The organism is Paenochrobactrum glaciei, from assembly GCF_039522165.1.
Classification (GTDB): Bacteria; Pseudomonadota; Alphaproteobacteria; order Rhizobiales; family Rhizobiaceae; genus Paenochrobactrum; species Paenochrobactrum glaciei.
This window is the reverse complement of sequence record NZ_BAAADE010000001.1, coordinates 1,138,632-1,152,320: the sequence shown is the minus strand read 5'-3', so window position 1 is coordinate 1,152,320 and position 13,689 is coordinate 1,138,632. Positions and strand designations below refer to the sequence as shown.

At 51.1% G+C, this 13,689-nt stretch carries 14 protein-coding genes; 10 read left to right on the top strand and 4 right to left on the bottom strand.

The window, feature by feature from the left end; genetic code table 11:
- The 10 genes from ABDZ76_RS05375 to cydX all read left to right on the top strand — a co-directional run bounded on the left by ABDZ76_RS05375 (nucleotide 1) and on the right by cydX (nucleotide 10,027).
- Nucleotides 1–1,659, top strand: coding sequence for a monovalent cation/H+ antiporter subunit D (locus tag ABDZ76_RS05375; RefSeq protein ID WP_343803131.1), 1,659 nt, complete (start codon nucleotides 1–3; stop codon nucleotides 1,657–1,659).
- Nucleotides 1,656–2,141, top strand: a complete 486-nt coding sequence (locus ABDZ76_RS05370; protein ID WP_343802326.1) for a Na+/H+ antiporter subunit E — start codon at nucleotides 1,656–1,658, stop codon at nucleotides 2,139–2,141. Before ABDZ76_RS05375 ends, ABDZ76_RS05370 begins: the two co-directional genes overlap by 4 nt.
- On the top strand, nucleotides 2,138–2,419 hold the full coding sequence (locus tag ABDZ76_RS05365; protein ID WP_343802323.1) for a K+/H+ antiporter subunit F: 282 nt from the start codon (nucleotides 2,138–2,140) through the stop codon (nucleotides 2,417–2,419). Before ABDZ76_RS05370 ends, ABDZ76_RS05365 begins: the two co-directional genes overlap by 4 nt.
- Nucleotides 2,416–2,769, top strand: coding sequence for a monovalent cation/H(+) antiporter subunit G (mnhG, locus tag ABDZ76_RS05360; RefSeq protein ID WP_343802320.1), 354 nt, complete (start codon nucleotides 2,416–2,418; stop codon nucleotides 2,767–2,769). Before ABDZ76_RS05365 ends, mnhG begins: the two co-directional genes overlap by 4 nt.
- A 184-nt stretch (nucleotides 2,770–2,953) precedes the next feature.
- A complete protein-coding gene (locus tag ABDZ76_RS05355; protein WP_343802317.1) occupies nucleotides 2,954–3,544 on the top strand; it encodes a GbsR/MarR family transcriptional regulator in 591 nt (196 codons plus the stop codon).
- Nucleotides 3,522–5,297: a thiol reductant ABC exporter subunit CydD gene (cydD, locus tag ABDZ76_RS05350; protein WP_374844591.1), complete on the top strand. Its 1,776-nt coding sequence runs from the start codon at nucleotides 3,522–3,524 to the stop codon at nucleotides 5,295–5,297. The genes ABDZ76_RS05355 and cydD overlap by 23 nt, the downstream gene beginning before the upstream one ends.
- The gene (cydC, locus tag ABDZ76_RS05345; RefSeq protein ID WP_343802314.1) at nucleotides 5,294–6,982 is read left to right on the top strand and encodes a thiol reductant ABC exporter subunit CydC; all 1,689 of its coding nucleotides are present in this window, start codon (nucleotides 5,294–5,296) and stop codon (nucleotides 6,980–6,982) included. The genes cydD and cydC overlap by 4 nt, the downstream gene beginning before the upstream one ends.
- Nucleotides 6,983–7,069: 87 nt before the next feature.
- On the top strand, nucleotides 7,070–8,647 hold the full coding sequence (locus ABDZ76_RS05340; RefSeq protein WP_343802311.1) for a cytochrome ubiquinol oxidase subunit I: 1,578 nt from the start codon (nucleotides 7,070–7,072) through the stop codon (nucleotides 8,645–8,647).
- A gap of 17 nt (nucleotides 8,648–8,664) precedes the next feature.
- Nucleotides 8,665–9,819, top strand: a complete 1,155-nt coding sequence (gene cydB, locus ABDZ76_RS05335) for a cytochrome d ubiquinol oxidase subunit II (protein ID WP_343802307.1) — start codon at nucleotides 8,665–8,667, stop codon at nucleotides 9,817–9,819.
- Nucleotides 9,820–9,868: 49 nt separating this feature from the next.
- On the top strand, nucleotides 9,869–10,027 hold the full coding sequence (gene cydX, locus ABDZ76_RS05330) for a cytochrome bd-I oxidase subunit CydX (RefSeq protein ID WP_343802304.1): 159 nt from the start codon (nucleotides 9,869–9,871) through the stop codon (nucleotides 10,025–10,027).
- A gap of 78 nt (nucleotides 10,028–10,105) precedes the next feature.
- Here the strand turns inward: cydX and ABDZ76_RS05325 are convergent, their stop codons facing one another.
- Genes ABDZ76_RS05325 through ABDZ76_RS05310 form a run of 4 tightly spaced genes read right to left on the bottom strand, consistent with a single transcriptional unit; the run spans nucleotide 10,106 to nucleotide 13,676 of the window.
- On the bottom strand, nucleotides 10,106–10,969 hold the full coding sequence (locus ABDZ76_RS05325; protein ID WP_343802301.1) for a glucosamine kinase nucleotide-binding domain-containing protein: 864 nt from the start codon (nucleotides 10,967–10,969) through the stop codon (nucleotides 10,106–10,108).
- A 40-nt stretch (nucleotides 10,970–11,009) separates the two neighbouring features.
- Nucleotides 11,010–11,768 (bottom strand): iron ABC transporter ATP-binding protein, encoded by a 759-nt coding sequence (locus ABDZ76_RS05320; protein WP_343802298.1) that lies wholly within the window; start codon nucleotides 11,766–11,768, stop codon nucleotides 11,010–11,012.
- The gene (locus ABDZ76_RS05315; RefSeq protein WP_343802295.1) at nucleotides 11,765–12,721 is read right to left on the bottom strand and encodes an iron chelate uptake ABC transporter family permease subunit; all 957 of its coding nucleotides are present in this window, start codon (nucleotides 12,719–12,721) and stop codon (nucleotides 11,765–11,767) included. Before ABDZ76_RS05315 ends, ABDZ76_RS05320 begins: the two co-directional genes overlap by 4 nt.
- On the bottom strand, nucleotides 12,714–13,676 hold the full coding sequence (locus tag ABDZ76_RS05310; RefSeq protein WP_343802292.1) for an ABC transporter permease: 963 nt from the start codon (nucleotides 13,674–13,676) through the stop codon (nucleotides 12,714–12,716). The genes ABDZ76_RS05315 and ABDZ76_RS05310 overlap by 8 nt, the downstream gene beginning before the upstream one ends.
- Between the last annotated feature and the right edge of the window lie 13 nt (nucleotides 13,677–13,689).

Below are 13,689 nucleotides of genomic sequence, written 5' to 3'. Positions count from 1 at the left end.
ATGGATTGGAGCCATCACCTGATCATTCTGCCAATTTTGCTGCCATTAACGACAGCAGCCTTGTTGCTGATGTTTGATGAACGTCGCCGCAAGCTTAAATCCGGCATTAATCTGGTTGCAACCGTGGCATTGCTGGCGCTGGCGCTTTGCCTGCTGCTCAAGGCTGAAAAGCTTGCCCCTGCCGCAGAGGTTTATCTGCTGGGTAACTGGGCAGCACCGTTTGGTATTGTGCTGGTGCTTGATCAGCTCGCAGCGCTGATGATGTTGCTTGGTTCCGTGCTCGGGCTTGCAGCTCTTATTTATGCGGTGGCGCGTTGGCACAAAGCAGGCCCGCATTTCCACACTTTGTTCCAGCTTTTGCTGATGGGCATTAATGGGGCGTTTTTAACAGGCGACCTCTTTAATCTCTTTGTGTTCTTTGAAGTGATGCTGGCTGCATCTTATGGCTTGGTGCTGCACGGCTCCGGTGTGATGCGCGTTAAAGCTGGCTTGCATTATATTGCGGTTAATCTGGTTGCCTCTTCCTTGTTTCTTATTGGTGTCAGTCTGATTTATAGCGTCACCGGATCGCTTAATATGGCTGATCTGGCAGTGCTTATTCCGGATGTTCCGGCAGAAGACCGGATGCTTTTGGAGGCAGGTGGTGCCGTGCTCGGCATTGCTTTCCTGATTAAAGCCGGTATGTGGCCGCTTAATTTTTGGTTGCCTGCAACCTACACGGCTGCTGCTGCACCGGTCGGCGCGATCTTTGCCATTTTGAGTAAAGTCGGCATTTATGTGCTGTTGCGTCTGTCACCATTGTTCTTTGGTGTCAGTGCAGGCATGTCGTCTGGTTTTGGTGATGATGGTATTTATTATGGCGGCATGCTGACCATTGCTTTCGGGCTTATCGGTGTTGTGGCATCGCAGGCTTTGGGGCGTTTGGCTGGCTACAGCATCTTGGTCTCCTCCGGCACATTGCTGGCAGCAATCGGTAGCGGTAATGCCGCGATGACCGGTGGCGCGCTCTTCTATATGGTTTCGTCCACTTTAACCATTGCAGCTTTCTTCCTGCTGATCGAACTGATCGAACGCGGGCAGGATGCAGCGGCCAACGTGTTGGCGGTGACTATTGAAGCCTATGGCGATGAAGAGGAAGAAGAAGAGGAAGACGAGGTCGGCATCGTCTTACCCGGCACATTGGCCATTCTGGGTGGTTGTTTTGCAGTGATCGCTATTTTGCTGATCGGTCTGCCACCATTTTCGGGCTTTATTGCCAAATTTGTGCTGCTGACAGGGATTTTAAATCCTTCAACGTCCAATCCGGCTGTTTCGGATGGTTTGCCTTGGCATAGCTGGTTGCTGATTACACTGATCGTGCTTTCAGGTCTTTCCGCTTTGATTGCCATGACCCGTAGCGGTATCCGCACCTTCTGGGCATCCATGGAAGGGCGTGTGCCGCGCGTGCTGGTCATTGAAGTGGTGCCGATTGCCGGACTGCTGCTCATTTGTCTGTCACTGACCATTTGGGCAGGCCCTGCGATGAATTATATGAATAAAACCGCTGCCGGCCTGCATGATCCGTCGCAATATATTAACAGCGTTTTGCAGGCGCCGCGGGTCATTAAAGAGGGGGATAAGCCTTTCTTGTCCACCACACAGGAGGGAAGTGCACAATGAGGTGGCTTTTCCCCTATCCGGTTTTATTTGCTGCACTTTTGCTCTTTTGGTTATTGCTGAATGATTTTACCATAGGTGCACTGATTTTTGGTTCTATCGTTGCATTTATTGCCTGTCAGGCAATGACAGCCTTGGTGCCGCAAAAGCCGAAAATCCGCTCTTATCGTCTCATTTTGGTGTTGGTCTGGCGCGTTGCGCTGGATATTTTGCAGTCCAATATTGCGGTGACGAAAATCATCCTGTCGCGTCATGATCGCGGTCGTCGGGCTGGTTTCGTGGCAATTCCCTTGCAATTAACTGACCGGATGGGCTTAGCTATTCTGGCTTGCATCATCACAGCAACGCCCGGCACCGCTTGGGTGGATTACCATGCGGCAAGCGGTGAATTACTGATCCATGTGCTGGATCTCAAAGACGCGCAGGAATGGAGAGATTCCATCAAGCAGCGTTATGAAGAACTGTTACTGGAGATTTTTGCATGAGTGCAGTCCTCTTGTTCTGGTCATTGTTGGCCTCTCAGTTCATGCTTGTATGCGCCATGATGTGCGCTCTTTATCGTTTGGTTTCCGGCCCCAGAGCGCAGGACCGCGTGCTGGCCATGGATGCGCTTTATGTGTGCGCTATGCTGTTGTTGCTGACATTTGGTATCCGCACCGGCACCAATATCTATTTTGAGGCAGCTTTGACCGTTGCACTGCTCGGATTTGTTTCCACTGTGGCGATGGCAAAATTCTTAATGCGCGGCGAGGTCATCGAATGACAAATGCAGCCGATCTGCCGCTATGGGCAGCCATTCTCATTTCGCTCTTTTTGTTGCTTGGTTCCGCACTGACCCTGATTGGCACCATCGGCATGGTGCGCTTTAAAAGTTTTTATGAGCGTATTCATGCGCCCACATTGGGCACAACTTGCGGAGCAGGGGGCATTTTAATTGCTTCTGTACTGTTCTTTTCCATTTTGGAAAGCCGGCTGATAATTCATGAAATTTTGATAACAGCGTTTGTAATTGTTACCACACCTGTGACATTGTTATTATTATCGCGGGCGGTCATTCATCGTGACCGAACCGACGATAGCCGGCAATTACCTGAGCCTTCCGACAAAGAATAAGTGAAGTAAAACTGAATAACCGGAGGGAAAGGGGCAGCACAGGAGCCTGAGGGGGGCTGATTGTGCCTGCGACCGATTGTCCGGATATTCAATGTTGCTGTCTGTAACGGTTGTTGAACCGTTCAGATTGCGTTATCTGAATTTCAGTAATTTCTGAAAATTCAGAATTTACGGGAGAAATATTTTGGAATTAACGCCTATTATACAATCCTTCGTGCTGCATTTTGGCGAGATGGGTAGCCGGTGGGGTATCAACCGCACCGTCGGGCAGATTTATGCATTATTATATGTATCCGCCAAACCCTTATGTGCTGACGAGATTGTGGAGGCATTGGGTGTCTCGCGCTCCAATGTTTCTATGGGAATTCGTGAGTTGCAGGGATGGAATTTGGTGCTGCTGCGCCACATCCCGGGTGACCGCAGAGATTTCTTCACCACGCCGGATGATGTCTGGCAGATTTTACGCACCCTCGCCGAAGAGCGTAAGAAACGTGAAATTGATCCGACACTGAGTGTGTTGCGTGAAATTTTGATGGAGCAGCCGACCGAAGAAAACGACCGTTTTGCGCAAAACCGTATGCAGGATATGTACGGCCTGATCGAGCAACTGACCAATTGGTATGACGATGTCAAAAAGCTCGAAACAGAACGCTTGATGACCCTGCTGGCTCTTGGTGCAAAAGTAACCCGTTTTCTGGAAACAACCGATAAGATTGTTTCGCTTGGTCGTGGTCGCTCCGTGCTCAAGAAAGATGGAAAGCAGCGTGAGCCGTAAGGACACAGATAACAAGCTTGAACTTGTAGCGGATGAGACGCAAAACGCGGCAAAAAAAACGCGTAAAGCACGCCGTCCGCGCCGTGCGCAACCGCCCTTATTGAAGCGAGGCGGTTGGCTTCAGGTTTTGGCCGCTTTGATCTGGATACCGCAGGCTGCGATGTTGGCCTATGCGGTCGGCCTTATTGCTAATGCGCAATTTGACAGCCGCATTTATGGGTTGGCTGGGGGCATCTTACTGCTTGGTGTATTACGTTCGCTGCTGGATGCTGCGGGTGGCCGCATGGCCTATCGTGCGGCGCGTCAGGCTTTAACGCAGATGCGCGCCAAAGCCCTTCAGGCTTTAAGTTCCCGCTCACCATTGGATATCAGCCGCCCTTCATCGGGTGAAACTGCAAGCATTTTGGCCGAGCAGGCGGAAATGATGGTGCCTTATCTCTCGCGCTTTGTGCCTATCCGGCAAAAAGTGATGACTGTGCCATTTGTCATTCTCGCTTTTGTCTTATGGTATTCTTGGACATCGGCGCTGATCCTGTTGATTGCAGCACCGCTTATTCCTTTATTTATGGCGCTGATCGGCATGCGTGCGCAAAAAGCCAGTGAAGAACAACTGGTGGAAATGGGCAGCATGAACGGCTTTCTGCTTGATCGTTTGCGCGGTCTGGCAACAATCCGCAGTTTTGGTGCTGTGGATCAAACGGCTCTGCGTTTGCGTGAAAATGCCGAAACTTTGCGCAAAAAAACCATGGTGGTTTTGCGTATCGCTTTTTTATCTTCTGCCGTGCTGGAGCTTTTTTCGGCGCTGGGCGTGGCGATGGTTGCGGTTTATATAGGCTTCCATTTATTGGGGCCGCTCAATTTTGGTGCATGGGGCGATAAGCTTGTTTTAAGTGAAGCTTTGTTTGTGCTGTTGCTGGCACCTGCTTTTTTCGAACCGTTACGTGAATTATCCAATGCCTGGCATGACCGTGCCAGTGGTGAGGCAGCGATTGATGCCTTGGAAAATTTACACATTCATCAGGCACCGATTGTCGGAGCAGGGCTGAAGGCTGATCTTCAGTTTAAACCGCAGTCGCAGTCCCAGTCCATCACGCTGAATGCTATTGATTATAGCTATCAGGCAGAACGTAAGGTTTTGCAAGATTTTCACTTGGCTGTGCAGCAGGGCGAAAAAGTGGCCATTCTTGCACCAAGCGGCATGGGAAAATCGACGATCCTTGCTCTGATTGCCGGTTTGATCAAGCCGCAATCCGGCACGGTGGAAATCGGCGGGCAGGTTTTAACAGATGAAAATGCTGGCCAGTTGCGCGGGAAAATGGTGTGGGTCGGGCAAAAGCCGCATATTTTTGCCGGTTCCGTGCGCTCCAATATCAGTTTGCAGCGTGAGCATGTCGATCAAAGCCATATGGATGCCGCTTTGCAAGTGATGGCGCTGAGCGATGTGAGCAATGTGATGGATAATCACATGCTTGGCGAGGGTGGTATCGGCTTGTCTGGTGGCGAAGCGGTGCGTTTGGCATTGGCGCGCGCAGCCGTTGATCCGGATGCAACGATCATTCTTGCAGATGAACCGACCGCTCATCTTGATCGCGAAACGGCTGATCAGATTACAAAAAGTTTGCTTGCTTTGGCCAAGGGCAAAACCATGTTGGTCGCAACCCATGACGAGACATTGGCGCGTCATATGGATTACGTCATCCGGTTGGATAGTGAGCGGCAAAATTATGCAGATGTCAGGGGGGCAGCAGAATGAGTGGCCTTCGCGCATTACGTCCGATTTTGGCGCTTTATTTCCGTGAGAAGAAGTGGCTGCTTTATGCGGGCATGGTTTTAGCTGGCGTGACCGTGCTGGCAGGTATCTTGCTGCTCGGCCTGTCGGGCTGGTTTATTACCGCCACAGCAATTGCTGGTTTAACGGTTGCCACTGCCGTTGTGTTCGATGTGTTTGCACCTGCTGCCGGTATTCGGTTGCTGGCCATTTTGCGCACCGGTTCGCGTTATCTGGAACGGTTGGTAACACATGATGCCATGCTGGCCGTGCTTGCCTCGTTACGTGAAAAATTATTCCGTTCATGGGCAAAACCACAGGCCGCACATGATTTGCTGCGTCGTCCGGCCAAACTCCTGTTTCGGCTGACAGCTGATATTGATGCGCTGGATTCACTTTATCTGCGCGTGCTGGTGCCTGCCGGTGCAGCAGTCGCCACAGCACTTGTGTGTGCGGTGGCGCTCGGGCTGGTTAATCTCTGGCTTGGATTGGTGGTTGGCATTGCGTTAGCTGTTATCGGGCTTGGTTTGCCGCTAATTATTGCCTTGCAGGCACGCAAACCTATGCGCAAACGTGCCAAGGCCACGGAAGCCTTGCGGGCACGCACCATTGATATGGTGGCAGGGCAGGTCGAGCTGATTATGGCGGGGCGTATGGATGCGCAAACCCATGCCGTGCAATATGCCGATGAACATCTGGCCAAAGCGGATGATAAGATCAACCGTCTTGATGTGATGGCCGGAGCAGGATTTGGCATTGCGTCTGCCGCCCTGCTGGCAGGGGCTTTGGTTGCGGTTTCAGTGATTGCGCAAAACGGCAATGTCAGTGCACCTTTGGCGGTCTTTGTGCTGTTGGTGGTACTTTCAGCTTTTGAACCATTTGCAGCATTGCGCCGCGGCGCAATGGAACTGACGCGTACGATTTTGGCAGCACAACGCGTGGGCCCAAATCTTGAAACGGAAACAGCGGATTTTTATAAGCCGCAGCCCCCTCAGGATGGGTTGGCAGTGGAGTTCAGGCATGTGACTGCGCGTCATGACGGCGCTGCCGTTGATGTGCTGCATGATGTGAGTTTCTCATTGGCTAACCACGAGAAAATCGCAGTTATTGGTGCCAGTGGTGCCGGTAAATCCAGCCTGCTAGCATTGATTGCCGGTGAATTACAGGCACAAAGCGGGCAGGTGTTGGCGTGTGCTTCAACATTGCTGACGCAAAAAACAGAGCTTTTTCAAGATAGCTTGCGCGATAATTTGCTGTTGGCAAATCGCCAGGCGAGTGATGAAGCCTTGGTTCAAGCCTTGCAAGATGCAGGTTTGGGCGAGGTTTTAGCACAATTGCCGCAAGGTCTTTCCTCGGCTTTAGGCGAGGGAGGAACGGGGCTTTCAGGTGGGCAGCAGAGACGGCTGGCTTTAGCGCGGCTTTTCCTGCATGATACACCTGTTTGGTTGCTGGACGAACCGACAGAAGGGCTGGATGAACAAACCAGTCAGGATGTCTTGCAAAGTCTGGCGACTATGGGGGCAGCACGTAGTTTTATCATTGTGACACACGTGAAGCGGGAGGCCATGCTCGCTGACAGACTGCTTGTTATGCAACATGGGCGCATCATTGAAAACGTGTCACGAGAGCATCCGCGTTTTGCAACGCTGATGGATGGACAGCGTGTATAAGAATATTGGGTTCTAAAGACTATAAACTGTTCCACGGGGTGCGTTGTTGCCCCGCTTCAAAGAGGGCCGGTTTTCCGGTGTAAATAGATGGAATTTGATATCGTCTCCCTGTCCAGATTGCAGTTTGCAATCACGGCTTTATATCATTTCTTATTTGTCCCCCTCACTTTGGGTCTTTCTGTCATTCTGGCAATTATGGAGACCGTTTATGTGATGACCGGCCGCCTTGTCTGGCGTCAAATGACGAAGTTTTGGGGTACATTATTCGGCATCAACTTTGTCATGGGGGTGGCAACGGGAATTGTGATGGAATTTCAGTTCGGGATGAACTGGAGCTATTACAGCCATTATGTTGGTGATATTTTCGGGGCTCCGCTTGCCATTGAAGGGCTGATGGCTTTCTTTCTGGAAGCCACTTTTGTCGGACTGTTCTTCTTTGGCTGGGACAAGCTTTCCAAACTTGGCCATTTGATGGTCACCTATCTGGTTGCACTTGGTTCTAACATGTCAGCACTGTGGATTTTGATCGCCAATGGCTGGATGCAAAATCCGGTTGGTTCGGCACTTAATCCGCAGACCATGCGTATGGAAGTCACCGACTTTTTCGCCGTGCTGCTTAATCCGGTGGCGCAGGCAAAGTTTGTCCACACGGTTTCGGCCGGCTATGTCACAGCCTCCATTTTCGTGCTGGGTGTTTCGGCATGGTATTTGCTTAAAGGCCGCTCCACAGAGCTTGCTAAGCGTTCAATGACCATTGCTGCTTCTTTTGGTCTAGCTGCATCGCTTTCCGTTGTGGTGCTGGGTGATGAGAGTGGTTATCTCTCCTCCGAACATCAGAAGATGAAACTTGCTGCCATTGAAGCTGCATGGGACACAGAACCACCGCCGGCATCTTTTACCGCTTTTGGTTTTCCTGATCAGGAAGCCCGTGAAACCCATTATGCCGTGCATATTCCTTGGGTTATGGGTCTGATTGGTACCCGTTCGCTGGATACGGCTATTCCGGGCATCAGCGAGCTGGTGGAAAACAGCAAAAACTATATCCGCAGCGGTATCAAAGCCTATGATGCGCTGGAACAAATCCGTATTGCAGGGCCTAAAGGTCAGGTATCGGAAGAAATTCAGGCGCAGTTTGAAGATAACGGCCAATGGCTTGGTTATGCACTGCTGTTGAAGCGTTATGTGGATGATCCGCGTCTGGCAACCGAAGAGCAGATTGTGAAAGCGGCCAATGACACAGTACCGGGCGTTCTGCCTCTCTTCTGGTCATTCCGTATCATGGTGGGCTTGGGCTTCTTCTTCATCCTGCTGACCGGTACTTTCTTCTATCTCTCCGGCCGCCGCAGGCTCGATCAGCACCGCTGGTTGTTGAAAGTTGCGGTTTACTCCATTCCTCTGCCGTGGATTGCTGCGGAAATGGGCTGGATCGTTGCAGAATTTGGTCGCCAACCGTGGATCATTGAAGGCGTGCTGCCGACGGCGATGGCGGTTTCCAATTTGGGTGCAGCGAGTGTGCTGCTGACCATTGCCGGTTTCGTGGCCATTTATACAGTTCTGATCGTGATCGAAATGGGACTGATGCTGCGTGCGATCAAAGATGGTCCTGCTCCTGACAGTAATCCTGAAGCCATGCTGGCACCTGCCAGTATTGTGCCAGCCGAATAAGGAGGCTGTGTTACGATATGATCTTAAGTCAGTTGATTGATTATGAAATATTGCGGCTGATCTGGTGGGTTCTGCTGGGTGTATTGCTGATCGGCTTTGCCGCTATGGATGGTTTTGACTTAGGCGTTGGCACTTTGTTGCCATTCGTTGCCAAAACCGATGTGGAACGCCGTGTTGTTATCAACACGATCGGCCCTGTCTGGGAAGGCAATCAGGTTTGGCTCATCCTTGGCGGTGGTGCTATTTTTGCCGCTTGGCCACCGCTTTATGCTGTGTCCTTCTCCGGCTTTTATCTGGCGATGTTCATCATCCTGTTTGCGCTTATTTTACGCCCTGTCGGCTTTAAATATCGCAGCAAGAAGCAAAGCCCGCAGTGGCGCAATGGCTGGGACTGGGCATTGTTTATCGGCGGTTTTGTACCGGCACTGATTTTCGGTGTGGCTGTCGGCAATGTGCTTCAGGGCGTGCCGTTCCGCTTCAGCGATCATTTGCAGATTTTCTATGAAGGCAATCTGTTTGGTCTGCTCAATCCGTTTGCTCTGCTTTGCGGATTGCTGTCGGTCGTAATGCTCACCATGCATGGTGCTGCATGGCTGGTGTTAAAAACCACCGGTGATATTGCAAATCGTGCCAGAAGCTTTGGCAGTGTTGCAGCCTTGCTGACGATTGTCTTCTATGTGCTGGCTGGCATCTGGATGTGGTACGGCATTGCCGGTTATCGCATCACCAGTGAAATTGTCACAGATGGCCCGTCCAATCCGCTGTTTAAAACCGCCGTGTTGGAGCATGGTGCATGGTTTACCAATTTCAGCAATTATCCGATTTTGCTGATCGCACCGGTATTGGGCATTCTGGGTGCATTGTCTGTTTTGGTTGCGATGCGCGCTGGTCGTGAACTGATGCCGCTCTTGATGGGTAAATTGTCGATCTTCGGCATTATCTCATCCGTGGGTGTGGCAATGTTCCCGTTCATTTTGCCATCTTCACTCGATCCGAGTGCAAGTCTGACGGTTTGGGATTCATCATCAAGCCAGATGACCTTGTTTAACATGCTGGTTGTGACGGCGATCTTCCTGCCATTGATCCTGTTCTACACATCTTGGGTCTACAAGGTGCTGTGGGGTAAGGTCGATAAGAAGATGATCGAAGACGACAACAGCCACGCATATTAAAATTACAGGCAGAACAGCAGCTCTGTTCTGCCGCTCAGGAGAAATGAAAATGTGGTATTTTTCATGGTTCTTAGGATTACCGCTTGCCGCAGCTTTCGCTGTGCTGAATGCAATGTGGTATGAATTGATGGATGATAAAGAGCGCAAACGCATCAAGGAAGATCCAACCCTTGAGCTGGCGCGCCAAGGTAACAAGCCGCAGCATTAAAGTGCCTGTGTCAGCTTTGGCACATGAAAGTGGTTTGAAAAAAGAAAAAGGTGGCAGATTATTCTGTCACCTTTTTTGTTATCTGAATTTTTTAAGCGCTAATTGCAGTGCGCCATCAAGGGCTTCAGCTTGCGGCGGCACAATCAATGCCTGTTGCTCTGCAGGCAGATATTTTTGATAAAGCGGTGCCAAACCACCCAGCATACTGATTTTATTTGTGCCTTCTGCGATTAGAACACGCAAGGTTTGTGCAATATCACCGGTGGCCTGTTGAATGACACTGAGCGCCACCGGATCGCCCTGATCGGCATAGTTAAAAATGTCCGGCGCAAAAGCAGCATAGGCGCTTGGTCGTGCCGTTTTGGAAAACTCCACCAATTGTGCCGGTTCATTGCCAAATTGCGCCATGACATGTTCTGTCAGTGGGCTTGATGGTGCAATCCGGTCATAGCTCAGCAAAACTTCTTGCAACAGGCTGCGGCCAAGTCTGGCACCGCTGCCTAGATCTGAAAGCTGAAAGCCCCAGCCGCCGCGCCAGCTGATATGATCGCCTGTACGCGTTATATAGGCGCTTCCCGTGCCAAGAATGACCACAGTGCCATCCTGATCACCAAGCGCGCCCTGAAGGGCAATCAGGCCGTCTGAGACGATATCTGAATGTGCAAAAGGCATATTTGCCAAAATAGCATCGCGGGCACTGGCAATATTGGCACCTGCAAGACCGAGAATGGCTGTGCTTTGTGCATAGAGGCTGATGTCTAATTGGGCAGCCTTAAAAGCAGCTTCCACTGCTTCAAGAATATGGCGTGTTGATTGTTCAGGGTCGGTGACAATATTGGCTGCACCGCTGGTGCCGCGGCCTAAAACAATGCCGTTCTGATCCGCCACAACGGCGCGTGATCCGGTGCCACCGCCGTCAATGCCGATGAAAAATTGTGACATGACGCCAGAACCCTTTGAATAGTGGTTTGATTATCTTGCATTAAAGATAATAGACGCCAATCCGCTTGCCGCCAATCATCGCCACATCAATATCCATATCATAAATGTCGCGCAGAATATCGGACTGGATCAGATCATCAGGCGAGCCCTGATGCACGACCTTACCATCACGCATGGCGACGATATGATCGGAATACCAGGAGGCAAAGTTGATATCATGCAGAACCAGCACAATGGTTTTGCCCAGCTCATCGGCTGCTTTGCGCAAAAGCTTCATCATGGCGGCTGAATGTTTCATGTCGAGATTATTCAGCGGCTCATCAAGCAGTACATAATCGGTATCCTGACACAAAACCATCGCCACAAAAGCACGCTGGCGCTGACCGCCGGAGAGTTCATCAAGAAAGCGTTCGCTTAGTTTTTCAAGCCCCAGATAATTGATCGACTGCTCGACATGGCGGCGGTCGTCACTGTTCGGGCGGCCTTTGGTGTGTGGATAACGGCCAAAGGTGACCAGATCACGCACCGTCAGACGTGATGAAATGCTGTTGTCCTGCCGTAAAATCGACAAGCGCTTGGCCAGCACATCACCGGCGGTTTTATTCACATCGAGACTATCAACGGTTACCTGCCCCTTATCCATTGGCAGCAAGCGGCTGACCATGGAAAGCAGGGTGGATTTACCGGCACCATTGGGGCCGATGATCGAGGTGATGCCGCAGGAAGGCAGGGTCAGTGTCACATCGTCAACAACAACTGAGTCATTGTATTTCTTGCTGACATTACTGATTTCGATCATCGTTTATTTCCTCTGATCAAAAGGACGATGAAAACGAGACCGCCCAGAAACTCGATGATGACACTTAAAGCCGTGTTGAATGCAAATACGCGCTCAAGGACAACCTGTCCACCGACAAGGCATAAGATCGCGATCAAAATTGCGACAGGCAGCACAACCACATGGCGGGCAGAACCTGCAATCTGGTAGGCCAGATTAGCAACCAGCAGGCCGAAGAAGGTCACAGGGCCAACCAGAGCTGTAGAAACAGACACTAGAATGGTTATCATCAGCAGGATTTTGTTGACCACTTTACGATAATCAACGCCCAGATTGATGGAAGCTTCGCGCCCCAATGAAAGGACGTCGAAAATATGCAGCATGCGCAGGCCGTAGAGTGAAACCAATGCCACTGCGATGGCTGAAATTGCCAGAATTTCACTGTTGATGGTGTTGAAGCTGGCAAAGAACCGATCCTGCAAAACGGCAAAATCGTTCGGGTCGATCATGCGTTGCATCAGATTGGAAAGACTGCGAAATAAAACACCGAAAACAATACCAACCAGCATCACCAGATGCAGGCTGCGCATACCGCCGGAAAACAACCAGTGATAAAGCACACCGGCAAAAATAACCATCACGCCCACTTCAACGCCAAACATCACATTGGGGCCGAGCCAGCTTAAATGTGTGGTGCCGAAGAAGAAGACAACGACTGTCTGGATCAGAATATAAAGCGCATCAAAGCCCATAATAGACGGGGTGAGGATGCGGTTATTGGTGACAGTTTGAAACAGTACGGTGGAAACGGCAATTGAATAGCCGACCAACACGATGGCTGCGAGTTTGATGCCGCGAAACGGTAAGGCGAAAGACCAGCTGCCTTTAACGCCGAGCGTCATGAAGGCAATGACCGACAAAACGGCGAGTAAGCTTAAGCTGAGAAGAACGAATTTAGGATTTTTCTTAAGCAAAGCGGGACCCTCTGCGCAACAGAAGATAGAGGAAGGCAACACTGCCTACCACGCCCATCATGGTACCGATCGGAATTTCATAAGGATAGCGGATCAGGCGGCCAACAATATCGCAGGCAAGCACCAGTCCGGCACCAAGCACGGCCACCCAAGGCACTGAGCGGCGCATATTGTCGCCAATGGTCATGCTCACCACATTCGGTACGATCAGGCCTAAAAACGGGATCATGCCGACAGTCACAACAACGACAGCGGAAATCATCGAGACGATGGAAAGGCCAAGCGTCATGACGCGGCGATATTTTAGCCCCAGATTGGTGGTGAAATCTTCCCCCATACCGGCAACCGTGAAACGGTCAGCAGCAATATAGGCAATGATGGTGAGGAAGAAAGACAGCCACAGCAATTCGTAACGTCCGCGCAAAACGCTGGAGAAGTCGCCGGTTGTCCAGGCGGAAAGCGATTGCAGCAGTTCGAAACGATAAGCGATGAAGGTGGTCACGGCACTGATAACGCCGCCAAGCATGATACCGACCAAAGGCACAACAAGCACTGAGCGCAGCGGAATAGCGCGCAGGATGCGCAAGAATAGCGTGGTTCCGGCCATGGCAAAAACGGCTGCAACCAGCATTTTACCAAAAACAGGGGTGGCTGGTGCAAAAAGTGTCACCATTAAAATGCCGAGACTGGCAGATTCAACGGTTCCGGCAGTGGATGGTTCGACAAAGCGATTGCGCGCCATCATCTGCATGATGAGGCCGGCAACTGCCATCGACATGCCGGAAAGAATAATGGCGAGGGTACGTGGAATACGGCTGATCAGCAGCACCTGGGTTGCGCGGTCAGTCTGGCTATCGCCGAACAAAGTTTGCAACGAAACATCGCTTACGCCGATAAACAAGCTGATGACAGCCAGAACGGCGACAATGAGAACTGCTGCAAAAAGACCTTTCACGCGGGCAACCTTT